The 24089-nt window shown below is 71.1% G+C and carries 24 protein-coding genes; 21 read left to right on the top strand and 3 right to left on the bottom strand.

Annotated elements, in window-relative coordinates; translation table 11 throughout:
- The first annotated feature begins 5 nt into the window (after positions 1 to 5).
- From fliD to LAO51_00785, 3 genes are read left to right on the top strand one after another with little or no spacing between them, the layout of a single operon-like run.
- Positions 6 to 1913: a flagellar filament capping protein FliD gene (gene fliD, locus LAO51_00795; protein MBZ5637272.1), complete on the top strand. Its 1908-nt coding sequence runs from the start codon at positions 6 to 8 to the stop codon at positions 1911 to 1913.
- Between the two features lie 14 nt (positions 1914 to 1927).
- Complete coding sequence (gene fliS, locus LAO51_00790) at positions 1928 to 2362, top strand: flagellar export chaperone FliS (GenBank protein MBZ5637271.1); 435 nt, start codon at positions 1928 to 1930, stop codon at positions 2360 to 2362.
- A complete protein-coding gene (locus LAO51_00785; GenBank protein ID MBZ5637270.1) occupies positions 2359 to 2736 on the top strand; it encodes a hypothetical protein in 378 nt (125 codons plus the stop codon). The genes fliS and LAO51_00785 overlap by 4 nt, the downstream gene beginning before the upstream one ends.
- Here LAO51_00785 and LAO51_00780 read toward each other — a convergent pair.
- Positions 2688 to 4115, bottom strand: coding sequence for a sigma-54 dependent transcriptional regulator (locus LAO51_00780; protein ID MBZ5637269.1), 1428 nt, complete (start codon positions 4113 to 4115; stop codon positions 2688 to 2690). The two genes, LAO51_00785 and LAO51_00780, sit on opposite strands and share 49 nt — an antisense overlap.
- 518 nt (positions 4116 to 4633) lie before the next feature.
- Between LAO51_00780 and LAO51_00775 the strand changes: the two genes are divergently transcribed.
- The 4 genes from LAO51_00775 to LAO51_00760 all read left to right on the top strand — a co-directional run bounded on the left by LAO51_00775 (position 4634) and on the right by LAO51_00760 (position 8872).
- On the top strand, positions 4634 to 5224 hold the full coding sequence (locus LAO51_00775) for a hypothetical protein (GenBank protein ID MBZ5637268.1): 591 nt from the start codon (positions 4634 to 4636) through the stop codon (positions 5222 to 5224).
- A 107-nt stretch (positions 5225 to 5331) separates the two neighbouring features.
- Positions 5332 to 5922, top strand: coding sequence for a hypothetical protein (locus LAO51_00770; protein ID MBZ5637267.1), 591 nt, complete (start codon positions 5332 to 5334; stop codon positions 5920 to 5922).
- On the top strand, positions 5889 to 6740 hold the full coding sequence (locus LAO51_00765; protein ID MBZ5637266.1) for a hypothetical protein: 852 nt from the start codon (positions 5889 to 5891) through the stop codon (positions 6738 to 6740). Before LAO51_00770 ends, LAO51_00765 begins: the two co-directional genes overlap by 34 nt.
- Positions 6716 to 8872, top strand: a complete 2157-nt coding sequence (locus LAO51_00760; GenBank protein ID MBZ5637265.1) for a carboxypeptidase-like regulatory domain-containing protein — start codon at positions 6716 to 6718, stop codon at positions 8870 to 8872. Before LAO51_00765 ends, LAO51_00760 begins: the two co-directional genes overlap by 25 nt.
- Before the next feature lie 27 nt (positions 8873 to 8899).
- Here LAO51_00760 and LAO51_00755 read toward each other — a convergent pair whose 3' ends face one another.
- Complete coding sequence (locus LAO51_00755) at positions 8900 to 9397, bottom strand: hypothetical protein (GenBank protein ID MBZ5637264.1); 498 nt, start codon at positions 9395 to 9397, stop codon at positions 8900 to 8902.
- A gap of 286 nt (positions 9398 to 9683) precedes the next feature.
- Between LAO51_00755 and LAO51_00750 the strand changes: the two genes are divergently transcribed.
- The 11 genes from LAO51_00750 (at position 9684) to LAO51_00700 (ending at position 19180) form a co-directional block, all read left to right on the top strand.
- Positions 9684 to 10847, top strand: coding sequence for a hypothetical protein (locus tag LAO51_00750; GenBank protein ID MBZ5637263.1), 1164 nt, complete (start codon positions 9684 to 9686; stop codon positions 10845 to 10847).
- Positions 10840 to 12162 (top strand): sigma-54 dependent transcriptional regulator, encoded by a 1323-nt coding sequence (locus LAO51_00745; protein ID MBZ5637262.1) that lies wholly within the window; start codon positions 10840 to 10842, stop codon positions 12160 to 12162. Before LAO51_00750 ends, LAO51_00745 begins: the two co-directional genes overlap by 8 nt.
- 184 nt (positions 12163 to 12346) lie before the next feature.
- Positions 12347 to 12751 carry a flagellar basal body rod protein FlgB gene (gene flgB / locus LAO51_00740; protein ID MBZ5637261.1) on the top strand — a complete coding sequence of 135 codons (405 nt, stop codon included), beginning with the start codon at positions 12347 to 12349 and terminating at the stop codon, positions 12749 to 12751.
- Entirely contained in the window at positions 12748 to 13173 is a 426-nt protein-coding gene (gene flgC, locus LAO51_00735) for a flagellar basal body rod protein FlgC (GenBank protein ID MBZ5637260.1), read from the top strand. Before flgB ends, flgC begins: the two co-directional genes overlap by 4 nt.
- 2 nt (positions 13174 to 13175) lie before the next feature.
- Complete coding sequence (gene fliE / locus LAO51_00730) at positions 13176 to 13490, top strand: flagellar hook-basal body complex protein FliE (GenBank protein ID MBZ5637259.1); 315 nt, start codon at positions 13176 to 13178, stop codon at positions 13488 to 13490.
- A gap of 37 nt (positions 13491 to 13527) precedes the next feature.
- Entirely contained in the window at positions 13528 to 15117 is a 1590-nt protein-coding gene (gene fliF, locus LAO51_00725; protein ID MBZ5637258.1) for a flagellar M-ring protein FliF, read from the top strand.
- Positions 15118 to 15120: 3 nt separating this feature from the next.
- Positions 15121 to 16155, top strand: a complete 1035-nt coding sequence (locus LAO51_00720) for a hypothetical protein (GenBank protein ID MBZ5637257.1) — start codon at positions 15121 to 15123, stop codon at positions 16153 to 16155.
- The gene (locus tag LAO51_00715; GenBank protein MBZ5637256.1) at positions 16148 to 16744 is read left to right on the top strand and encodes a hypothetical protein; all 597 of its coding nucleotides are present in this window, start codon (positions 16148 to 16150) and stop codon (positions 16742 to 16744) included. The genes LAO51_00720 and LAO51_00715 overlap by 8 nt, the downstream gene beginning before the upstream one ends.
- Positions 16741 to 18084 (top strand): FliI/YscN family ATPase, encoded by a 1344-nt coding sequence (locus tag LAO51_00710; GenBank protein MBZ5637255.1) that lies wholly within the window; start codon positions 16741 to 16743, stop codon positions 18082 to 18084. Before LAO51_00715 ends, LAO51_00710 begins: the two co-directional genes overlap by 4 nt.
- On the top strand, positions 18081 to 18542 hold the full coding sequence (locus LAO51_00705) for a hypothetical protein (protein MBZ5637254.1): 462 nt from the start codon (positions 18081 to 18083) through the stop codon (positions 18540 to 18542). The genes LAO51_00710 and LAO51_00705 overlap by 4 nt, the downstream gene beginning before the upstream one ends.
- Positions 18539 to 19180, top strand: coding sequence for a hypothetical protein (locus LAO51_00700; protein MBZ5637253.1), 642 nt, complete (start codon positions 18539 to 18541; stop codon positions 19178 to 19180). Before LAO51_00705 ends, LAO51_00700 begins: the two co-directional genes overlap by 4 nt.
- A 417-nt stretch (positions 19181 to 19597) precedes the next feature.
- Here the strand turns inward: LAO51_00700 and LAO51_00695 are convergent, their stop codons facing one another.
- The gene (locus tag LAO51_00695; protein ID MBZ5637252.1) at positions 19598 to 19972 is read right to left on the bottom strand and encodes a hypothetical protein; all 375 of its coding nucleotides are present in this window, start codon (positions 19970 to 19972) and stop codon (positions 19598 to 19600) included.
- Positions 19973 to 20495: 523 nt separating this feature from the next.
- Between LAO51_00695 and LAO51_00690 the strand changes: the two genes are divergently transcribed.
- The 3 genes from LAO51_00690 to LAO51_00680 all read left to right on the top strand — a co-directional run bounded on the left by LAO51_00690 (position 20496) and on the right by LAO51_00680 (position 23612).
- Entirely contained in the window at positions 20496 to 21434 is a 939-nt protein-coding gene (locus tag LAO51_00690; protein MBZ5637251.1) for a flagellar hook-length control protein FliK, read from the top strand.
- A gap of 154 nt (positions 21435 to 21588) precedes the next feature.
- Entirely contained in the window at positions 21589 to 22281 is a 693-nt protein-coding gene (locus LAO51_00685; protein MBZ5637250.1) for a hypothetical protein, read from the top strand.
- Positions 22282 to 22301: 20 nt separating this feature from the next.
- The gene (locus LAO51_00680) at positions 22302 to 23612 is read left to right on the top strand and encodes a flagellar hook protein FlgE (GenBank protein ID MBZ5637249.1); all 1311 of its coding nucleotides are present in this window, start codon (positions 22302 to 22304) and stop codon (positions 23610 to 23612) included.
- Positions 23613 to 24089: the final 477 nt, after the last annotated feature.

Raw genomic sequence — 24089 nt, 5'->3', positions numbered from 1 at the left:
GCGCCATGGACATCGGCTCGATCACGTTCGGCGGTCTCGCGAGCGGCCTCGATACCCAGTCGCTCATCGATTCGATCCTCAAGGCAGAGCACGCGCCGGCGGACAAGCTCGCGACGCAGAAAGCGCAGCTGCAGAGCAGGATGTCGGCGCTCGACCAGATGCGGTCGAAGCTCACGGCCTTCTCGAACGCGATTCAGGACCTCTCGGCCGACGTGAGCTTCCGTGGGAGGAAGGCGACGGTCAGCGACAGCACGCTCCTGGGCGCCACCCCGGGCGCCGGGGCCGAGACGGGTCTGTTCGCGATCGAGGTCCTCGACCTCGCCGCCGCCCACAAGGTGAAGAGCGCCGACCTCGCCGCCTCCGATCAGGGTCTGGTCTCGGACGGGGCGATCACCGTTCAGGCGGGGGGCCACGAGGCGATCACCGTGAGCGTGAGCGCGGCTTCGGGGAACAACTCCCTCGAGGCCGTGCGCGACGCGATCAACGACTCCGACCAGGGGGTGCAGGCCTCCGTCATCTACGACGGAAACGGCTACCGGCTGGTCGTCCGCTCGGAGGAGACCGGGCGCCAGCACGCCCTCACCATCAGCGATTCCACCAACCTGCGCCTCACCGATCCGGCCGGCCTGGTGACCGCGGCGGCGGACGCCCGGGTCAAGGTGGACGGTGTCGAGGTGACCTCGTCGAGCAACGAGGTCACCGGCGTGATCCCCGGAACCACGCTGAACCTGAGGGGGAAGACGTCCGGCACGCCGGTCACGGTCGAGATCAACCCCGACCGCGACACCGTGGTCGCCAACGTCCAGACCCTCGTGAGCGCCTACAACGACGCCGTCGACTTCTTCAACGCGCAGTTCAACCGGGACAACCCCGGGCCGCTGGCGAGCGACAGCACCGCGCGCCAGACCCAGCAGGAGCTGCAGAGCCTCGTCACGGGCGGGGTGGAGGGGATCCCCTTCGGAGGGATTCGCTCGCTCTCGGCCGTGGGCGTGTCGTTCGACGGGCAGACCGGGAAGATGTCCCTCGACACGTCCCAGCTCAGCGACCTGCTCGAGAATCAGTTCGACGAGGTGGGCCAGCTGTTCGTCGCGTCCGGGAGCGCGACGGACCCCCGAATCGCCTACCAGAGCGCCTCGACGAACACGACCGCGGGCGACTACGCGATCGAGGTGACGCGCGCGGCCGAGCAAGCGACGGTCGTCGGTGGCGCGTCGATCTCCGGGAGCGGCCTCGGCCGCGACGAGACCCTCACGATCGCCGTGGGCTCGAGCACGGCGAACGTCGCCCTCACGTCGGGGATGACGGTCGACGCCGTCGTCGACGCGGTCAACGCGTCGCTCCGATCGGGCGGGGTCGCGGCGACGGCGATCAACGACGGCGGTCGGCTGCGGCTCACGACGAAGGCATTCGGCTCGGCGGCGGGCGTGTCGGTGACGTCGAGCGTCGCGGATCCCGGCAACGGCAGCGGCAGCGGTTTCGGCCTCGCGGCGGTCACCGACGACGGCATGGACGTCGCGGGGACGATCGCTGGCGTCGAGGCCTCGGGCTCGGGCCAGCTCCTCATGGCCGCGGGCGACGGCGCCTCGGCGGGGCTCACCGTGAAGGTCACCGCCACCGCCGCCGACATCGCGAGGACCGGCGGCGATTTCGGGACCCTGTCCTACAGCCGCGGTCTCGTCCGGACGCTGGTCTCGAATCTCAACGGCGTGACGAGTCTCGCGAACGGCCCGATCTCCACCGCACGGGACGTCCTCGACGCCGACGTCAAACGGATGTCCGACGACATCGCGCGCATCGAGGCCCGCCTCGAGAAGCGGAAGGCGTACCTCGTCAGGACGTTCGGCGCGGCGGAGCAGGCGATCGCGGCATTGCAAGCCCAGCAGTCCCAGCTCAGCAGCATCATCGGCGGCTAGGCCGAGGGGAGACCATGTCCAACCCGAGCAACCGCGGCTTCGCCGCCTCCACCTATCTCGAACAGGACATCCGGACCGCCGATCCCGTGACGCTGATCGCCCACGTGTACGACCTCGCCCAGAGCCACGTCGCCCGCGCGCGCGCGGCGCTGGCCGCGAAGCAAATGGCCGCGAAGGGACGAGCGGTCAAGCGCGCCTCTCGCTGCCTGAGCCTGCTCCAGACGAGCCTCGACCTCGAGCGCGGCGGCGACGTGGCGGGGAACCTCGACCGCGTGTACGCCTATCTCCTCCGCCGACTCGGCGAGGGCCACCGGCGCAACGACGACGCCGCGTTTGCCGAGATCGCCGCGCACCTCGCAGAGCTGGGCTCGGCCTGGCGAGAGGCGGCCTCCCGCCGGCGGATGGAGGCGCCCTACGCCGCCACGGCTCCCTCCGCGAGCGCGCGATGAGCGTCGACGTTCTCCCGCGCCCCCTCATCGACGCGCTGGCGCGGATACGCGCGGCCACCACGGAGCTGATAGCTGCCGCCAAGGGCGAGGACCCGAACGCCCTTGCCGACGCGGTGGATCGGCGAAGCTGCGCGATCCGAGAGCTCGAGCCGGTTCTAGTAGGCCTGAGGGGCGATCTGACCCCGCCTCAGCGCCGGGCCATCGAGGAGGAGGCCGACGCGCTCCTCCGGCAGGGACGCGACGCGGAGACGGGAATTCGCTCGATGCTCGACACGACGCGCGACGCGATGCAGTCGTTCGGGAAGGGTGCCGAGGCGATCCGCCGCTATGCCGCTCCGCCGTCGGGGGCGCGTGGGCTCGACCAGTCGGCCTGAACCGGGGGCAGAAGGTCCTCCTCCTCCAGACGGTTCAGCTTCTCGAGGAAGGTCGTCCGCTTGAGGTCGAGGAGCTCGGCTGCCCTCGCCTTGTTGCCGCCTGCGAGGCGAAGCGACTGGAGGATGAGCTCGCGCTCGAGGTTGCTCACCGCCGTTCGGAGGGAGAGCCCCTCCTCGGTCAGCATGATCCCGGGCGCCGGTCCCGCGGGAGGAACGGCCGCGCCGGCGATCTCGGGGGGGAGATCCTCCCGCAGCACCAGATCGCACCCATCCGAGAGGACATGGGCGTACTCGACCGCGCTCTCCAGCTCCCGCACGTTTCCGGGCCAATCGTGGGCGTTCAGAGCGGCCAGGGCCTCGGTCGAGAACCGTTTGGGCGACGCGAGGCCGAATCGCCCGGCGTACCGCCGCGCGAAGCAGTCCACCAGCAGGGGAATGTCGCACTTCCGGTCCTTGAGCGGCGGAAGCACCACCGGGAACGTGCTCACGCGGTAGTAGAGATCGAGCCGGAACCTCCCTTCCGCGACCAGCGCCTTGAGGTCCTGGTTGCTCGCCACGACCACTCGAACGTCCACCGGCCTGGCCTCGGAGGCTCCGAGCCGCGTCACTTGGCGCTCCTGCAGCACCCGCAGCAGCCGCAGCTGGCCCTCGGGCTTCATGGTCGAGATCTCGTCGAGGAAGATCGTGCCGCCGTGGGCTTGCTCGAATTTGCCGACGCGGTCCCGGTCCGCCCCGGTGAACGCCCCCTTGACGTGGCCGTAGAGCTCGCTCTCCAGCAGGGACTCGGGACTCGCGCCGCAGTGGACCGAGATCATGGGACCGCCGCGGCGGCGGGGATGGCTGTCGTGGAGGAATCGCGCGGCGACCTCCTTGCCGGTGCCGCTCTCGCCGCAGAGCAGCACCGTCGTGTCCCGCGGCCCGACGCTCTTGAGCGCCGTGACCACCCGGTGCATCGCGACGCTCAGCGCCGCGAATGGCGCCTCGACCGGATCGGAGGGATCGCGGCGGGAGTCGCCGCGTCGCCTCGCGCGCCGGGCCAAGACCACCTCGAGCTCGTCGGCGCGCAGGGACGCTCCGAGCACGGCGTCCGCGAGGGGTCCCGACGCGTCGGCACAGGCTCCCCCGCCCGATAGGGGGCCGAGCACCACACAGGAGGCGTCGGGATTCGCCGCGCGCACCTCGCGAATCAGCGCGCCGAGGTCATCCTCGGAGCCGGCGCTCGCCTCGAGGAGCACCAGGTCGGGAGGCGCCGAGCGGAGCGCCGCTCTCGCTCCCTCGCATGACGACACCACGTGGGGAAGGAAACCGAGGGTCGTCACCGCGTCCGGGGCGCCCGGCGAGGCTGCGCGAACATTTTGAACTATGAGCGCCTTGCGCATCCCCTGGTCTCCAACTCGGCCTTTTTTCGGAGTCCCCCCAGTTCAAGATTCCCAATAATTCAGCGTTCTCGTTGATAACATATTCAAACTTTCGTGTTAAACAAGTTAAATTCGTATCTATATATATAAGTGTTTCCAGGAGCCGGCTTCCCTCGCGGGGAGCATGTCCCGAACAGGGGCGCAGGGCCAAATGGCCCTGCCTGTCAGCGATTTCGGCCGTTCCTCGCACGCCCGCTGCCTGGACAACGCACCTACCCGAATCAATATTGAGAAACGTCCGATTCGGGCGCGGGGCGGCTTGCTTCTCAACTCCAAAGCTCGAGCGAATCGCGACTCCGGGGCCTCGCGTCGAGGTCGCGGAACGGCGGAAAGGGTCGTGACCGGTGAGCTTCGATCTGTGGACACGTGGACCGTCGCGACCCGGCTTCGCCGAGCCCGTCGCCCACAGCCTCCCATCCTTCGATCGGCACGAGCGCCGGAAACTTGAGATCTCTTCGAAATTAATCTCGCGACGAGGCGTGAGGATCGCGCTCGGGCTCCCGGCGACCGCCCTCGCTCTCCTGATCCTCGTCCAGCCGATCGCCGCGAAAGGGCGGGACGCTCACGGGCGAGACGCCGAGGCGGCGCGACCGGGATCCCTCCGCCCGTCCGGGGAGGGGAGCCCTGCGTGGCAGATCGGCGGTGGACGGCGACCTTCCCCGGCGACCTCCCTGCCGTCGGGAGAGCAGGGCGACCACCGCTCATACGTTCTCGAGTCGGGTCCCGTTTCCTTCGGGGACGTCGTCCCCGGCGTCGCCAGCGAGCTGCCGGCCGCGATCAGGGTGCGGGTCTTCAGCGACCGCCGCTGGTCCCTCAATCTCGTTGCGGCATCGCCTCTCGTCCTTTCCGATCGGTCCGAGGCGGTGTCACCTGCGCGCCTCGCCTGGAGGACGCATCTGTCCGGTGGCTTCGTGAACCTGGCCGAGAACCGATCCGCGACGATCGCGAGGGGAGCTCGGACCGGAGGCGCGGGTGAGCTCGTTGTGGTCGACCTCAGGCTGCGTCTCGCGCCGGAGGACGAGATCGGCCGCTACAACTGCGAGGTCCGACTGTTCCTGGACGACCCATGACGGCTCCGAGACGTCCGGCGGGGTCCCCCGCCGGCGGTTCCCCGTGTCGGGGATGGCTTCGCGAACGGGGTTGATTCGCCGGTGTACGGCGAAAGGAGGAAAGCAGGATGAGAAGGGGATGGGTTCTCACGGCCTTCGCTGCGGTGGTGATCGTTGCGGCAACGAGCGGGGCGTCCGCGCAGTCGGCGGGCGACTCGGTCAACGTGACCGCGGCCAACAACGGCATCTTCCTGTTCAACATCGTGGGGACGTCGTTCGACTTCGGAAACGTCGACGCCGACGGTAACACCTCGTCCACCGGGGTTTCCGGCGCCCGGAACGGGTCCAACACGGGCGCGGTCTACACCGCGGCCGCCGCGACGACCTGGACCTGCAACAGCGCGCCGCAGCGCACGGTGAGGGTCTTCAACGCGTCGACCACCGCGACGGTCAACTGGGGCACGGCCGACCGGCTGAGCTTGCAGATCCCGGCCACCGGGCTCCCCGGGGGCTCGACATCGTGTGGCTACAAGACCTTCTCCACCGCCGGCGACGGCGGGGCCGGCAACTGCGGCGCCGGCAATCTCGTCCACGGCGTCGTCACGGGGAACGGGGCCAACTCGAGGACGGGGAATCTCGACTTCCGGCTCGATGTCCTGGACACCGACGCGACCGGAGCGAACTCGTGGACGGTCGTTCTGACGGCGAGCGGCGCCTAGTGCGCCGGTTCTTCTTCGGGAGCGGAGCCCCCCTCGGGGCTCTGCTCCTCCTTTCGCTGTCCCCTCGGGTCGCGGCGGCTCCCCCCGCGGTCTCGATCGGCATCGTCCCGCCGTACGTCGAGAAGGTCGTGGCGGGGGCCTCCAGCGTTTCCGACAGCATCGCGTTCCTCAACCGGGGCACCGATCCCGTGGTCGTGTCCGTGGACCTGGCCGACTTCGGGGTGGACCCGGCGGGAGCGGTCTCGGAGCAGCCTCCGGGGAGCCAGCCCGCGAGCCTCGTCCCGTACCTTCGGATCACGCCGGCGAGCGTCAGGGTTGCGCCCAGCCAGGAGGTGTTCTTCAGGTATGCCGTCGAGACTCCGCCGGCATTCAAGCAGCTGCGCGCGATGATCTACTTCTCATCCCGCCCGGAGGTCCCCGCGCGACCCAACCAGGTCGTGGTCGTGGCGCGCATGGGCGTGCCCATGTACGTCGAGAGCCGCGACGCCAAGCCTGCCTCTCTCCTCGTCGAGGACGTGAGGTGGGCACGGACCGGCGAGGCGGGGGACTCCTTGACGCTCGAGATGAGGGCGAGCAACGAAGGGGAGCGGAACATCCGCCCCACGGGATACGTGCTCGTGCGCTCCTCGGACGGGAAGTTCGATCGATCCTACGCCTTCAACGAGGGGAGGGAGCCGGTGCTACCCGGCCAGAAGCGGCAGTGGGGAATGAGCTTCGGGCCGGTGCCGGCGGGGGACGTCACGGTGCGATTGCGTTTCGCTACCTCGCCCCGCACCTCGTACGAGACGAAGACTTGGATCCCCGCAACTGGCGGTTGATCTGGGTCCTGCCGGCACTCGCGGTCGGAGGGGTCGTGGGCGCCGATGCCCGTCCCACGCCGTCGGCGGTCGATTCGACGCCCGGCTACTACGATCTCGGGGCATCCGCGAGAGCGTTCGACGCGCCCCTCTTCGGCAACGACTCGCTGACCACCTATCACCTCTTCGGCAACCAGCGCCTCCCCGGCGCGGGAACGTACTCCGTGTGGCTGATCGGAGGAATCCCGGGCTATACCCCGCAGTTCGGCATCGAAGGCGCCGAGATCCCGGTGGCCGGCCGCCTGGCGCGGATCAACGCCGGAGACTTCGCGCTCGGGCCCTTGCTGCCGGATGCGCTATCCGGGAGTGCCGACGCGCTTCCTCTCGACGGCGCGAGGGCCCGGCTCGACGGCGATCGCGCGAGCTTCAGCGTGTTCGGGGGGACCGCCAAGTACGATCTCGCATTGCCGGGCGAGCCCGGGAAGCGCCCTAGCCTCTATGGCGGCGAGGTCCTCGTCCGGCGCGACGGGGACTTCTACGGGGCGGGCTTGACGCTGGTGGAGCGACCGGTCTTCGGCGGCCCCGAGGCGGCCACGTCTCGTAGCGTCGTGCTGAGCGGGCGGTACGTCCGCGAGGTCTCGCCTTGGGCGTACCTGTTCAGCGAAGCGTCGTCCGCCGACGGCCGGGCTCTCGGCGTCAGGGCGGGAGTGCAGTGGAGGTTCGAGAGTGGGAGCCTGAGCACCTCCGTCTACTCCTTCGGATCGGGATTCCCCTACGTCTACCCGCTCTACCGGCCGGGCGAGCGCGGGCTCGACCTCAAAGGCCGGATCCGACCGACCGAGTTCTCCACTCTCTACGGCGACGTGGACTACGCTTCGGATCAGACGGTGCTTCACAGGTCGGACCTTCGAGGCAGCCTCGGCTACGCGCTGAGCTTCGGCAGCAACCGGCCCTCGTTGAGCCTGGACTACAGCCGCGAGGACCTCGCGTACGATTCCCTGGTGGCCCCGCGGAGCGGCCTCCTCGTGGACCGATTCGCGTTGGCGGTCAGCAAGGACTCCTCGTTCGGCTTCCTGCGCGCTTCCCTGGCGCACGACCGGAGCGCCCGCGGCGACGGCCTCGACAGGACCCAGGCCCTGCTCGCCTATCGGACCGTCCTGGGCTCGAGCTCGCTCCTGGACGGCTCGGCTGTGGTCCAGCGCGACGGTTCCGGGAATTTCGGCTTCACCGCCGAGTCCGCGGTGCAGCGGCCGCTCTCGAGCCGGCTGGATTACCTGGTGGGGGCCGGAGGCGACTACCTCGATCGGGGTAGGGCGAGGAGCGGGGAGGGGTTGGCCAGGGTCGGCCTCTCGCTGCGGGCGATCGGGAGCGGCTGGTACGTGCGGGCGGAGCTGCGTCTCCCGTTCGCCGTCGGTCTCGAGCGAAGCCGGCTCAATCGCAGGATCGTCTCGCTCGACCTCGGCAACCGCCTCGCTTGGAAACAAGGTCCGGCGGCGCGGCGGTCGTCGAGCTCCGCGACAGCCGCGATGGCGCCGGGCACCGTGGAGGGAGCCGTGCGGAGGAACGGGGACCCAGAGGGCGGCGTCGCCGTCGTGGTCGACGGGGAGCCCTTGGCGGTGACCCACGCGGACGGGTCGTACCGGCTGCGGCACCTACCCGCGGGCCGGCGGCAGGTGACCATCGATCTCCGCGGCCTCGACCCGCGATTCTCGGTGACGGGAGGCGCCTCGCGCGAGGTGGAGGTGCTCCCGAATCGGGTCACGCGTGCGGACTTCGAGATCGAGCCATTCGCCTCGCTCCAGGGCTTCCTCGTGGCCTGCGGCAGCGCCGGGCCGATCCCGATCGGGGGAGCGCGGCTGACGCTCTCGAACGGCGCCATTTCCCGGGCGGCCGAGACCTCGAACGTCGGAGGATTCCGGTTCGGCGAGGTCCCTCCCGGCCTCTACGAGATGGAAATCGATCCTGCCTCGGTCTCGCCGCGCGTGCCTCCCGACGAGTTGCCGCGGTTCCGCGTCGACCTGTCCGACGACTGTCTGGGTCAGGTCGTCAGGGTCCGATGCCCGGTCGAGCCGGAAGCCGCCGCCGATTCTCGCCGCGTGTGCGTTCGCCCTCCGGAAGGAGAGCGGTATCCGTCGCCGCCGGCGGCCCCGTGACGTCGTCGACCACGGACCGTCCCGGCGCTACCTCGTCGAGACCGTGAGCGAGACGGGCCACGGGTACACCCCGGGCTCGGCACGTTGGGAGAGCTCGAACCGGAATCCGAGATCGAGCCTCTCCACCAAGGGTCCACGGGTCGGCCGAATCACCCGCCCGTCGTCCGAGGCGACGAATGCGCCGCCGGGGAGGCCGAGAACCTGCGCACCCCGAATCATCTCGCTGGCGATCTCGACCTCGAGGAAGTAGCCGGTCGGGCTGTTCGTCTTCACGACCACGGAGGTCGCGTGCTCGATCTCGACATAGCCCCGGCCCACGTCTTCAGGGGTCAAGGTCAGCGCCCGCACGCTTCGCACCGTCTCGAGCCGGGCTGACGAAACAACACGGGCACCCACCGCGACGGCCGCGGAATCTCCGCCCGGCTTGCCGCCGACGTCCGAGGCCGCGGCCCCCCTCGGGGGGAGCGCGGCCCCCGCCGCCAGCAGGCAAGCGGCGCCGATCGTGGCGATCTTCGAACCCGCCATGAGACGACCCGTCGGACCCGGCTCTTCGCCGAGCCGGCCCTTCCCCCGCGCACGAAGACTCGATCTCTCATCGGCATTCTCCGACCAGGCCTTGAGCGGGGCCAATCCGCCGAGAGCGCCAGGGCCGTCGAGCGTCGAGATCCCGACCCCGGTCGCGGCAGAGGAGTGTCGGCGCCACGACGCCTTCGAGGTCCTCCGGCCAGCGCTCGCGATGCAATCCGATCATTCCACGCCACTTCGGCGTCGAGGGCATCGATGGAACGCCGGTTGCACAGGGCATCCCACGATGCAAACCATCCCGCGTGTCGGCGACCCTATTGCCGCGACCGGGTCTCTCCTGGCGGAGGCATTCCACCGATTCGAGCAGGTGGCGGTCGCGCTCGAAGACCGGCACGGTTTCCTGCAGCGAACGGTGGAGCGGCTGGAACGCGAGCTGCTCACCGCCCACCGCCGCCTCGAGGCGGTCCTCGACGCCTTGGACGGCGGCGTCGCGGTCGTTTCCGCCGAGGGCACGTTGCTTCGCACGAACCGGGCGTTCGAGCGGCTGGGATTGGGAGAGGCCGGGGGGCTCCTAAGGGATCCGGACCTCGCGCGTCTCGTGTCGGGGTGCACCGCCGGGAGAGCGGTGAGGCTGCGCCGCGGGACCGCGGAGGGGCCGCGCGACCTGGCCGTCACCGTGGTTCCGACCTCGGAGGACGAGCCGACGCGGGTCGTGACCGTGCAGGACGTGACCGAGATCCGTCTCGAGGAAGAGGAAGACGGCCGGCGGCGACATCTCGAGGCGCTGGGCCGCATGGCGGCCGAGATCGCCCACGAGGTGCGCAACCCGCTGGGGAGCATCCGCCTGTTCGCCAGCATGCTGCGTGACGATCTCGAGGGGGAGGACGCGCTCCGCGACATGAGCGACCAGATCCTCTCCGCCACCGCCGGTCTCGAGACGACCGTCTCGAACCTGTTGGCGTTCGCCTCGCCCTCCGGGGGCAAGAGGCGCTCGACTGATCTCGCCGCCCTGGCCGCCGATGCCTGCTCGCTGCTCGCCCCCGCCTGCTCGCTGCGCGGCGTGCGACTCCTTGGGCCGCCGGCGACGGCTTCCTGCACGGTGGCGGCCGATCCGGAAGGTCTGCGGCAGGTCCTCCTGAACCTGCTGGGCAACGCCCTCGCGGCGACGGAGCCCGGCGGGGTGATCGCGGTCGCCGCGCGCGTCGAGGGAGATCGTGGGGTGCTCGTCGTCGAGGACACGGGACGCGGCATCGCCCCGGAAGACCTGCCAAGGGTGTTCGACCCGTTCTTCACGCGGGCCGAGGGGGGAACCGGCCTCGGCCTGTCCATCGTTCATCGGATCGTGGAGAGACACGCGGGACGGATCGCTCTCGACAGCGCCCCGGGGAAGGGAACGCGAGCCCGAGTCGAGATCCCCGCCGGCGTCATCCCGGAGGGAGCCGATGCCTGAGCGGATTCTCGTGGTGGACGACGAGCCCCAGATGGCGCTGGCCATGGAGCGCGTGCTGAGCCGGCTCGGCCACGCCGTGGATCGCGCTCAAGGCGGCGACGAGGCGCTCCGCGCGCTGGCCCGCAGGCCCTATGGCGTGGTCGTCACCGACCTCCGCATGCCGGGTCTCGACGGCCACGAGCTGGTGCGTCGCGTGCGGGCGCTCAGCCCCTCGTCGAGGGTCGTGGTGGTCACCGCCTTCGCCACCGTGGAGTCGGCGGTCTCGTGCGTCCGGGACGGCGCAACGGACTACCTCATGAAGCCCTTCTCTCCCGAAGCCCTCGCCCGCGCCGTGGACGCGGCCCTGGAGCGGAACGTGCCGGGGCCCCAGGCGGGGAGCGACGATCTCGTCGCGGAGGACCCGGTGACGTTGCGCGCGGTGGAGCTCGCGCTGCGCGCCGCGCGCTCGGACGTCACGGTCCTGCTCGAGGCGGAATCGGGGGCCGGCAAGGAGGTCTTCGCTCGCCTGATCCACCGGGAGAGCCCGAGGGCGTCCGGGCCGTTCGTGGCGATCAACTGCGCGGCCCTCCCGCGGGATCTGTTGGAGGCGGAGCTGTTCGGCCATTGCAAGGGAGCGTTCACCGGGGCGCTCAAGGACCGCAAGGGGCACTTCGAGCTGGCCGACGGCGGAACGCTCCTCCTGGACGAGATCGGCGAGATGAGCGCCGATCTCCAGGCGAGACTGCTGCGCGTGCTGCAGGACCCCCTGATCCAACCCGTCGGCTCCGAGACGCCGGTGCGCGTGAACGTGCGCGTCGTGGCGGCCACGAACAAGAACCTGCGCGAGGAGGTCGGCGCCGGCCGCTTCCGCGAGGACCTGTACTACCGCCTGCGCGTGATGCCGATCTCCATCCCGCCGCTGAGGGAGCGCGAGGGGGATCTCGAGCCGCTCGCGCTGCGCTTTGTGCGGCTCTACGCCGGCCCCGAGGCGGCGCTGACGCCCGCCGCTCTCGCGAGGCTCAAGGCGCACCCGTGGCCCGGGAATGTCCGCGAGCTGCAGAACGCGCTCCACCGAGCTGCCATCCTCGCGGGCGGCGAGCCGATCGACGCGCGCCATCTCGACCTCGAGCCCGCGCTGCGGCCGAAAGAGCCGCGAGGGTCCGTGGCGCGGCCCCTCGAGGAGGCCGAGCGCGACGCGATCGGCAGAATCCTCCACGAAACCGGAGGGAACCGCACCGAGGCCGCCGCGGCGCTCGGCATCTCTCCCCGCACGCTGCGGCACAAGCTGAAGCAGTACCGGGACGCCGGCACGCCGCTCGCGGAGCCCGCGCGATGACTGAGGAGCGCCGCTTCGAGCCGACCCCGATGCGGCCGGCGACGGCCGCCCGGCGGCGGTCCCTTGCCGCCGCGGAGGCACAGAAGACGCATTCCGCCGCGAAACGGGCATCGGCCCGTCGGGGTGCGGAGGGCACGGTTGTTGCCCGGTTCCGACGCGAACGGGGCCGACGGGAGGGTGGGCTTTGACCGAACCGGTGCACGATGCGACCGTGTCCGCGCTCAGGAGCGTCCTCGACCGGGCGGCGAAGCGCTCCGCGATCGCCGCGTCGAATCTGGCCAACATCGACACGCCGGGCTACCGGTCGCTCGACGTCCGGTTCCAGGAGGCGCTCGAGATGGCCGGCAGCCTCGACGTGGAGCGGACCGACCCGCGCCATCTACCCTCCACGGGGGTTTCCGAGGATCCCGGCACCGTCCTCGAGGTCCCGGCGAACCGCATCCGCAACGACGGCAACACGGTGGACGTCGATCGGGAGATGACGCTCCTCGCGTCGCTTCAAGGTCGGTACCAGGGCGCGGCGGAGATGGTCCGCAAGCGCTTCGCCCTCCTGATCTACGCCGCCACCGACGGGAGGAACGGATCATGAGCCTGAGCCGCGCCCTCGCGATCTGCGCCGCCGGCCTGTCGGCGCAGCGAACGCGCATGGAGGTCGTCGCCTCCAACCTCGCCAACTCCCGGACGACCCGCACGCCCGAAGGCGGGCCCTACAAGCGGAAGGAGCCCGTGTTCACCGCCGACCCCGTCGAGGCGTCGTTCGGCGACGAGCTGGGGGTCGCGCTCCGCTCGGTCCGGGTCGAGAGGATCGTCGAGGACCCCGCGCCCCCCGTTCGGCGGTTCGAGCCGGGCCATCCTGACGCCGACAAGGACGGGTTCGTCGCCTACCCCAACGTCGATCCGGTGCAGGAGATGGTGGACATGCTCTCGGCCACGCGCTCCTACGAGGCCAACATCACCACCGTCCGCAGCGTTCGCGACATGCTCCGCTCCGCGCTCGGGATCGTGAGGTGAACATGGACCCGCTCGCGACGATTCCGAGGATCGGAAGCATCACGGGACCGGAAGGCGTCGAGCGCCCGACGCAGGTGGGGGGGGCGCGCAAGGCGGGGGCCGATTTCGGCGTCAGCCTGAAGGAAGCCATCGACTCGGTCGACCGCCTCCAGAAGGAGAGCGAGTCCGCTCAGGCCTCGTTCGCTCGAGGCGACGACGTCGATCTCCACGACGTGCTGATCAGGATCGAGGAAGCGGAGGTCGCGTTCAAGACCATGATGGAGGTCCGCAACAAGCTCGTGGACGCCTACCGGGAGGTCATGAGGATGGGCTCGTGACGATCCTCGGGGGCGGATCCCGCGACGGGGTGACGCGATGGCCGGCATGACGGACGACGTTCGAAGCGCGCTCGCGCGGCTGACGGTGCGGCAGAGGATCCAGATCGTGCTCGGCGTGGCCGCTCTCGCCGGGGTGGTCTGGGGGCTCAGCGTCTACGCCTCACGCATCCGCTACGGGGTCCTCTTCAGCAACCTCCGCGGCGAGGATGCGGGACCGGTGATCTCCGCGCTCAAGGAGAAGCAGATCCCCTACCGGCTCGGCCCGGGCGGTACGGTGATCGAGGTCCCCGTCGAGCGGGTGGACGAGGTCCGCCTCGAGCTGGCAGCCGACGGGCTTCCGCGCGGCGGCGGGGTGGGCTTCGAGATCTTCGACAAGCCATCGTTCGGACTTTCGGACTTCGTGCAGAACGTGAACTACCGCCGCGCGCTCGAGCGCGAGCTGGGCCGCACGATCCAGGGGATCGACGGGGTGGAGTCGGCACGGGTCCACCTCGCGCTCCCACCGGCCTCCGTCTTCGCCGACGAGCGCAAGGAGCCGAGCGCGTCCGTGGTCGTCCGGCTGAAACCGGGCCGGACGCCTTCGGGCAACCAGGTCCGGGCGATCGCGCACCTCGTCGCGAGCGGCGTCGAGGGGCTGGACCCGTCCCGGGTGAGCGTCATCGACGGCAACGGGCGGATGCTGTCCGGTGGCGGCGCCGAGGCGAGCGAGGCCATGTCGGCCTCGCAGCTCGAGGCCAAGCGCGCCCTCGAGACCGGCCTCGAGACCACGCTCGTGTCCATCCTCGAGCCGGTCGTCGGCACCGATCGGGTTCGCGCGCGCGCCACGGTCGAGCTGGACATGGCGCGCGTGCAGCGGGTCGAGGAGAAATACGACCCGGACGTCGCCGTCGTCCGAAGCGAGCAGAAGAGCAAGACCCGGCGCCAGGCCGGCTCCGGCGGCGGGATCCCCGGCACCGCCTCGAATCTTCCGGGAGGCACGCCCGTCCCCGCGGCGGGCTCCGCAGGGGGCGACGAGTCCCAGTCCAGCACCACGAACTTCGAGATCAACAAGACCGTCGCCATGATCGCCGAGCCGGTCGGCAAGCTCTCGCGCCAATCGGTCGCGGTGGTGGTGGACAACGCGATCGTCGAAGCGCCCGGCGCCGACGGCAAGACCGAACGCAAGTCCACGCCTCGGACCGAGCAGGAGATGAAGAAGATCACCGACCTGGTGCGGGCCGCCGTGGGGATCAACGAACCCCGGGGAGACGTCCTCATCGTGGAGAACATCCCGTTCGACGGCGGCGCCGGCGCGTCGGCCGACGCGAAGCAGGAGCGGGGAGACCGCTGGGGGATCGCCGTCCAGATCGTCCGCTACTCCGCGCTGCCCCTGGCGGTGCTGCTCGTCGTGCTGCTGGTGATCCGTCCGGCGATCGCCGTGCTGCGCGGCATGCGCGCCCCCGCCGGCGCCGGCGGGCACCCGCCGACCATCGCGGAGCTGCAGGCGAGCCTCGGCTCCGGCGCGCTCCCCGGGGCGGCCGGGGCGGGTGGCGAGCTCCGCCGCAAGCTCATCGAGGCCGCCGGCCAGCATCCCGAGGCCGCCGCGCTCGTCGTGCGCGGATGGCTCGGCGGACACCGCGGGGAGTAGGCCATGCCCGAGACGACTTCCGTCCTCGACCTGCCCGGCCCCCGCAAGGCCGCCATCCTGTTCGTGCTCCTGGGGGAGGAAACCGCGGGAAAGCTCCTGCGCCATCTCTCCCGCGACCAGATCGGCCGCGTCGCCCGGGAGGTCGCCGGGCTCGGGCCGATCGACCCCCGACTCGCGGAACGCGTGCTGGGCGACTACTTCGTGGACGCGGTCCGGCCCGAGACGGACCGCGGAGGTCCGGAGATCGCCCGCAGGATCCTCTCCCGCGCGGACCTCCCGCTGGAGCAGCTGGACGCGCTTCTGGGCCGCACCAAGGATCCCGCGTCGCGGATGCTGGGACCCGTGCTGGACGCCTCGCCGGAGATGCTGGCGCGCACGCTGGCGGACGAGCATCCGCAGACCACGGCACTGGTCCTGCTCCACCTTCCCCCGGCGAGAGCCGCGCGCGCGCTGGCGGCGCTCCCCGAGGCGGCGCGCTCCGGCACCGTGCTCCGAATGGCCACCATGCGGCGGGTGAGGGGCGACCTCCTCAGCGACGTGGCGGCCACGATCCAGGAGCGGCTGAGCGTGGCGCCCGCGGAGGAGGATCTCGAGGTCGCGGACGGGATCGAGCGAACGGCGGCCGTTCTCCTCAGCCTCGGCCGCTCCGCGACCCGGCGGCTGCTGGAGGAGATGGAGGCCCAGGAGCCGGAGCGGGCCGCGGAACTGAGGAGCCGGGTCTTCACGTTCGACACGCTGCTGCTGGCGGACGACAGGGGAATTCAGGAGCTCCTCCGTCAGGTGGAGACGAAGACCGTGGCGCTGGCGCTGCACGGCGAGCGGGAGGAGATGACGCAGAAGATCACGAAGAACCTCTCCGAGCGCGCGGCCGGGATCCTCAAGGACGAGATCGAGTTCCTCTCGAGCGTGCGCCCCGAGGAGAAGGCGACGGCGCAGAACGAGATCGTGGCCGCGGCGCTGAAGCTCGAAGAGGAAGGGCGCCTGAGCTTCAGGGAGCCCGACGGCGCGGGGGACGGAGCTGGAGGCGCCGATGCCTGAGCGCCGCCGGTCGCCGAGAGTCCTCGAGCGGGCGGAGACGGCGGGGCGCCCGTTCGCGGAAGTCCTTTCCGCCACCCTGGAGGACCCGATGGCGGCGGCCGCCGCGAGGGCGCGCGAGGAGGGGTGGGCGGAGGGGCACCGGCAAGCGCTCGCGGAGGTCGAGGAGGAGAGGGATCGATTCCGAGCCGAGGCCGCGGCGTCCCTCAAGCGCATCGCCGAGGCGGAGGGCTCCCTGACCCGGCAGCACGAGTCGATCCTGCTCGAGATCGCCCTCGAGGCCGGCTCGAGGATCGCGCGCGCCCGGATCGACCGGTCGGATCCGGTCGCCGCAAGGGTCGTCCGGGAGGCGCTCGAGGCGCTGCCGCCGTCCGCGTCCGCCAGGGCCCGCCTGCATCCGAGCGATCTCGAATCGGTAGGCCGCGAGCTCGCCGGGGAGGTCGAGCGCGGGCGGGTCCAGATCGTGGCCGACGAGGCCTTGACTCCCGGCGGATGCGTCGTGGAGAGCTCGGTGGGCACCGTCGACGCCACGGTCGAGACCGCCCGCGACGCGGTTCGCGACGCGGCCCTCGGCACGACGGCGGGCCGATGACGCGGCCGGCGGTAGACCTCGAGGGCGCGCCGGAGCGGATCCGACGCGCGCAGATGTTCCGCTCGGAGGGGGTGGTGCTGCGGGTCGTGGGGCTCGCGGTGGAATCCCAAGGTCCCGCCAGCGCGGTGGGGGAGGAGTGCCTTCTTCTCAGCCCCGAGGGGACGGCGGTGTCCCGTGCCCAGGTCGTGGGCTTCTCCGGCAACCGCGTCTTCACCATGCCCGTGGACCGGCTGCACGGGCTCACGGTGGGCGCCCGCGTCGTGGCCCTCGGGCGCAGGCCGACCGTCGGGGTCGGGCCCCACCTGCTCGGGCGCGTGCTCGACGCCGACGGGCACCCCCTCGACGAGCGGCCGCTTCCGCCGCCCGAGGCGCTCTACCCGCTCGAGACCCCGGCGCCGCCGGCCATGGAGCGGGAGCGGATACGAGAGCCGTTCGTGACCGGGATCCGCTCCATCGACGGCCTGGTGACCGTCGGGCGGGGACAGCGACTCGGCATCTTCGCCGGAAGCGGCGTCGGGAAGAGCGTGCTCCTCGGCATGATCGCACGCCACGCCCGCGCCGACGTCGCGGTGATCGCGCTCGTCGGCGAGCGCGGCCGCGAGGTGCGGGACTTCATCGAGGAGGACCTCGGCAACGAGGGGCTCGAGCACGCGGTGGTGTTCGTGGCCACGTCCGACGAGCCGCCCATGCGTCGGATCCGGGCCGCCCTGGCCGCGACCGCCGCCGCGGAGTACTTCCGCGACCGCGGGCGGCACGTGGTTCTCCTCATGGACTCGGTGACGCGCGTCGCCATGGCCCAGCGCGAGGTCGGGCTGTCCATGGGCGAGCCGCCGTCCACGAAGGGCTATCCCCCCTCGGTGTTCAGCCTGTTGCCGAGGATGCTCGAGCGGGCGGGCGCCGTGCGGGACGGCGGGAGCATCACCGGGCTCTACTCCGTGTACGTGGAGGGGGACGACCTGAACGACCCGGTGGCGGATGCCGCGCGCAGCCTCCTGGACGGGCACGTGATCCTGACGCGCGAGCTCGCCGGACGCGGGCATTTCCCGGCCGTCGACGTGCTGTCCAGCATCAGCCGGCTCATGCCCCAGGTGGCGACCCGAGACCACGTGGATCTGGCGCGGGCGCTGCGCGCGCGTCTGGCCGCCCTGAAGGACGCCGAGGACCTGGTGCTCCTGGGGGCTTACCGGAAGGGCGCCAGCGCGGAGGTCGACGCCGCGCTGAGGTCCCGCGACGAGACCCGGGCGTTCCTGGTCCAGCCGAAGGAGGAAGGATCCTCGCTGGCGGCGACGGTCGCCGATCTCAGGCGCGCCATCGACGCGGGCCAGGAGGTCGCGGCGTGAGACGCTTCGTCTTTCGTCTGGCGAGGGTCGAGCGGCTTCGGTCGGCGGAGCGACGTGAAGCCCACGCCGCTCTCTCGGTGGCGATCTCGGAAGCCCTCGATTGCCAGCGCCGGCGCGAGGCGCTGGAGCGGGCCCACGACGAGGCACAGGCCGCGACGCTTCCACCGGATCTCGCCTCGGATCCGCGCGAGCTCCGCGCGCTGGCCGCCTGGCGCGAGGGACGGCGCCGGGTCGCCTTCGAGGCCGCAGAGCGCGAGTCCGCCGCGTTCGAGAAGGCGCGGGAGGCCGAGCGGGTCCACGCCGCCGCCTCGCGGGCGCACCGCGTCCTGGAGAGAATCCGCGAGCGAAGGAGACAGAGCTGGTTCGAGGAGGCGTCGCGGGAGGAACAGAAGTACCTGGACGAGACCCACCTGCTGCGTGCGCGCCGCGGTGATTCGGACGAGGAGGCCCGAGGATGAGAAGCGTGTTGCGCTGGTTCGTCGTTCTGGTCCTGGCGGCGGATGCCGCCGTCGCCCTTCTCATCTTGGGGGGAGCGCTGTCCGAGACCTCCGCCAAGCCCGGCGCGGCGCCGCCGCCACGCGCAGCGGCACCCGCCGCGATCGCAGCGGAGCCCGGAGCGGCCGGACCGACGTCGGTCGCCACGTCGACCCCAGTCCCCGCCGCGCCTCAATCCGGTGACATCGCGCCTTCCGCGGGTGCGCCTTCGTCCCCTGCCGGGAGCACGATCCCGGGAGCGCTGGGGTCGGAGACCCCGTCCCCCGGGACCTCCACGGGCTCCGAGCCGTCACCCGTGCCCCCGCCCTTCTCCGCGAACTCGACGAAGGCAGCGCCGCCTCCCAGGATCGACGCGTTCCTTCGTCTTCAGCGCGCTTACGAGAACATGGAGCCCGAATCGGCGGCGAAGGCGCTGGCCGCCCTGGCCGCCCGGGACAAAGAGGCCGTGATCGAACTCCTGATGGGATGGAAGCCGAGGACCTCGGGGGCGATCCTGGACTCGCTGACCCAGAATAGCCCCGCGCTGGCGGCCGACCTCTCCTACGAGATCTGGAAGCGGAGCGGCAACGCGGCGGGCGCTACGGCCGAGACCGGCCGCTGAGCCAGGCTGATGGCGCGCTCCGTGCGCGCCGCGCGGCGGTTTCGCCCCTGGCACGCGCCCTGCTCTTCTCCGGCGCGGAGGCGCGGTGGAGATGGGCGCGAAATCCCTAGGAATGCCTTCGGCGGCGGGCCATGCACCCGTCGTGCGCGCGGGGGCGGTCGCCGGCCGAAGGCCCGGGACGGCGATCTCGGTGGCGTGGCGCTCGGTGCTCGAGGAGATACTCCTCCCCGCGGCGCGCGACATCGGGGGTGTCCCGGAGGATCTCTCGAAACCGGCCGTGACGACCGCCGCCAAACCGCAACCGTTCGTCGAAGGGAATCCTGCCGCTCCCGCCGTTCCCCGCGCGGAGCCGTCCGCGCGTCGCGAAGCCGCGATCCCGCCCGCGCCGCTCGGGCCGCCGGGGCCGTCCACCGAGGATCACCCGTCCGGCCGAATCGCGAGGAGGGAGCCCGTCCGGCCCTGCATTCGGAACATCGCGGACACGCCCCGGGCGGGTTCCGCGCCGAGTGCCGCCGACCCGCGCCCTTCCTCGACCGAGCACCGGACGTTGACCTCTCGCCTTTCTCCGGCATCGATTCCCCGTGTCGCGCGGGAGCCCGCGGCTTCCGCGCCGGCTCTCGCCACGGCGCCCGGCACCGCGTCGAAGGTCGCGCTGCTCGTGCCCATCGCGTCACGTGACGAGGCGACGCCGCAGACGAAGTCGGCGCGCCCCTCGGCGTCCGCCGTCCCGCGGTCCACCGCGGACCCGGAGACGCCGCAATCGAGCGCCGGGGATGCCGTCGAGCGCGACACCGCCTCGAGGCTCGAGCCCGCTCGAACGGCGGGACGAGATCCGGCACCCGCGCGCTCCTCGGGGGAGTCTGCCCTCCGGCCATCGGAAACCGGAGGTTCCCACGCCGTCGAGCGGAGCAACCCGTCTCGGCCGGTCCGTTCCACCACCGGACCGTCCGCTGTGGAGGCCCCCGCCGCACGCGAGAGCGCGAGGGAAACGCCGCTCGATGTCGTGCCGCCGAGGGCGAAGGACGCCGCCGAGAGAGGCGCCGATGCGATCCTCGAGCCCGCTCGAACGGCTGGACGAGCCCCGGTACCCTCGCGCACGTCGGGGGAGCCCGTCCCGCGGCCGACGGAGACCGGGAGCCCCCGAATCGTCGAGGCGGCGATATCCGGTTACACGGCGAGCGACCCCGCGCCGGCGCGACGAGCGGCCGCGGAGCGTCCTCCAACCGGCAGCACTCACGCCACCGAGCGGAGCAACCCGTCGCGGCCCGCCCCTACCGCCACGGGACCGTCCGCTACGGAGGCTCTCTCCGCCCGCGTGAGCGCGAAGGGAGCGCCGCTCGATGCCGCACCGCCGGGTGTGCGGGAACTCGCCGAGACGGCGCCGGCCATGACGGGCCGGTCTCTTCTCGGCCTCGCGGCGCAGGCGAAACCGCAGGACCCGCGCTCGTTGCAGGAAGATCCCGGAGGCGAAGAGGATCGGGGGCCGCTCCGCATCGCCGAGTCGGCGATTCGAGACCACGCAGCGGTCCGTGCCGCCATCGCGGGCGAGGTCGGCCGTGACCTGTCCGGCGGGCCGGCGGAACAGAGCGCCCACCGGCAACAGGCATCGCCACCCAGGGCGCCGGCTGCGGGAAACGTCGAGGCCTCCCCTCGATCGGAGGAAGCGGGATCGAGCACCGAGCGGAGCGTCCCGGGCGCACGGCAGGGGAGCCCGAGCACGACGAAGGCCGCCGTCCTGACCCAGCCGCCTTCGGCGACGGCGAGCCTTTCATCGGTCCAGGGTGCACGCCAAGCCGCCCCGGCCGTCCACGCCCCCGAGGTCGCGCCGGTATCCCACGAGGCTCTCGCCCAGGCGATCGTCGCCCGAGCACGCGAGATCCCGGGAGACGGGCGGCTCGAGGTCCGATTCGTCCTCGAGCCCGCCGATCTCGGGCTCGTCCGCGTTCGCATCGAGACTCGCGCCAAGCAGGTGTCGATCGAGATCCTGGCATCCTCTCGGTCGGCCGTGGACGCCCTCGCCCCTCGCCTCGCCCGCCTCTCCGCGGATCTCCTCGGAGCGGGCTTCAAGGAGCCCACTATCTCCCTCGACTTCGGCTCGTCCACCGACCCGAGCGCCCACGCTCGGCACCACGGGCAGGGGGGAGGCCGCGGGGCGTCGGGCTCGCCGCGAGCGCCTCGCGGTCCCCTCGGCGACCCGGTGGCCGCCGGCGCCGGTCCTCTAGCACCTTCCTCCCGACTCGATCGCACGGTCTGAAGCGTGGCCTCGGCCCGCCGCCGGGCGGCAGGTCGTTGCCGTCGCTCCCCGTCCTCGCCTCAAAAACCCGTGAATCCCTCGATATCGAGCCTGGCACGCCGCGTGCTCGGTAGACGTCTCTGCGGCTGAAACGACGCCGCGAGGAGATCGCGAGATGGACACGGCACCGATCACCGATCCCGTCCAGAGCGCCGCGAGCGCGGCTCAGGCCGCCGCGGCCGCGAGCAGCTCGAAGCCGCAAACCCTCGGCAAGGACCAGTTCCTCCAGCTGCTCATCGCCCAGCTCGAGAACCAGGACCCGATGTCGCCCACCGACGACAAGGAGTTCGTCGCGCAGATGGCGACCTTCTCGAGCCTCGAGCAGCTCATCGACGTCAACTCGAATCTCCAAGGGCTCGCCGCCGGCCAGGGCAACCTGATCAACGCGCAGGCGCTGGGGCTGATCGGCAAGCAGGCTCTCGTCACCGGCGGCGACCAGGTGCGGCTCAAGGCGGGGAAGCCCGACACCCTCGTGTACGCGCTGCCCGAGCCCGCGCGCGAGGCGACCCTGACGGTCTACGCCGCGGACGGCACGCCGGTCAAGGTGTTCAATCTCGACTGCAGCGCCAGCGGCCGGACCACGCTGGCCTGGGACGGGACGGACTCCGCCGGCAACAAGCTGGCCGACGGCAGCTACCGGATCGAGGCGCACGCCACCGACGTGAGCGGCCAGCCGATGAAGATCGCGCTCTTCCAGTCTCTCTCCATCGACGGGGTGAACTTCAGCGGAAGCAGCATCGCCCTCGTTTCGGGCGATCGCGAGATCCCGTTCGACTCCATCATCGAAATCCGCGCGGGCCAACCGTAGGCCGCGCCGGGAGGATCGCCATGGCATTCAGCTCGTTCTATGCCGGACTGTCGGGATTGCAGGCCAACGCGAACATGCTGACCGTGATCGGGAACAACCTCGCCAACGTCAACACCGTCGGGTTCAAGGCGAGCCGGGTCACCTTCCAGGACATCTTCAGCCAGGCGGGGGTCGGCGCCGGCGTCAACGGAGCCGGGAACCCGCAGCAGGTCGGCCTCGGCACCCAGATCGCCGGTATCGACCAGATCTTCGGCCAGGGATCGCTCCAGACCACAGGCCTCGTCTCCGACGTGGCGATCCAGGGGAACGGGTTCTTCGTGCTCGCCGACCGGAGCGGGGCCCGCTCGCTGACCCGCGCGGGGAACTTCACGTTCGACAAGGACGGCAACCTCGTGACCTCCAACGGGCAGTTCGTCCAGGGGTACACCCAGCGCGACGCGAACGATCACATCGTCACGTCGGGGAGCAGCGGGAACATCCAGATCCCCGTGGGTCTGACGGCGCCGCCGCAGGCGACGGGATACGTCTCCGCCGCGATCAACCTGAACGCGGACGCGAAGGTGGACGATCCCGCGACCGGGGCGGACGAAGCCGAGACGTTCTCGTCCACGCTCTCGGTCTACGACTCCCTCGGCGCCCGCCACAACCTGACCCTGACCTTCCGCCCGGTGGACACCAACGCCGACGGGCTCAGGGACCAGTGGACCTACACGGCGACCGTTCCCGGCGATGAGGTGGTGGGGGGCGTCGCCGGCACTCCGTTCCAGATCGCGACGGGCGCCGTGACGTTCGACGCGCAAGGCCACCTGACGGGTCCGGCGGCGAACGTGACGCTCACCACCCCGGCCTGGACGAACGGCGCCGCGGCGCAGCCGGTCGAGTGGAGGCTCTTCGATGCGAACAGCACGGCGTCCCTCACCGGCTTCTCCGGCCCGTCGGCCACCTCGTCCACGAACCAGGACGGGTACGCGGTGGGCCGCCTCCGGACCCTCACGATCGACCAGGACGGCCTGGTGTCCGGGATCTTCACCAACGGGGTCACGCTCGAGATGGCCAGCTTCGCCCTCGCCACGTTCAACAACCCCAACGGGCTGCTCAAGAACGGCCAGAACTCGTACATCGAGACGAACTCGTCGGGGCCCGCCACGATCGGCGGGGCCAACTCGGGCGGGCGAGGGATGGTGACGTCCAACAGCCTCGAGCTGTCCAACGTGGACATCACCCAGGAGTTCACCGATCTGATCGTCAGCGAGCGCGGCTACCAGGCCAACAGCCGGATCATCACCACGACCGACACGGTCATCCAGGAAGCGCTCAATCTGAAGCGGTAGGTCATCGATCTCCCACCGCTCCGGCCCGGGAACGGCGAGTCGTTCCCGGGCCGCTTTGCATGTGCGCCGGGCAGCGACTGGGAGGTGGATGGTCTCTCGAGGCCCAGGCGCAGGTGCTGCTTACTGAACAGCAACCGTGCGGCTTCGCGAGGCGTCGTGGGAAGGTAAGACAGCGTGATTCGTTCGTCAGTGCCATCGAACGAGCGCGATCCGCGGCGCCACCTCCGAGTTGGTCGGTCTCCGCAAGAAGCTTGCAGTCCAGCCACCTCGTAATGCCTTCCGTTGGCGGTTATGATTGATGCCGCATCATCTTCGTCGCGCAGGGTCACCGCCGTGACCAAAGCCGCCAGCAGGTTCTCCTCGGCTACGAAGCGCCTGATCGCGCAGCGTGCAGCTCACCGTTGCAGCATGCCTTCCTGTTCACGCGGCGTGCCAAGACGCGTCGCCAGCGGCATAGGCAATTGGCCGGATGCATAG

The sequence above is a fragment of the Terriglobia bacterium genome (assembly GCA_020073205.1).
In the GTDB taxonomy this organism is placed as follows: Bacteria; Acidobacteriota; Polarisedimenticolia; order Polarisedimenticolales; family JAIQFR01; genus JAIQFR01.
This window is presented reverse-complemented; position numbering and strand designations above follow the sequence as displayed.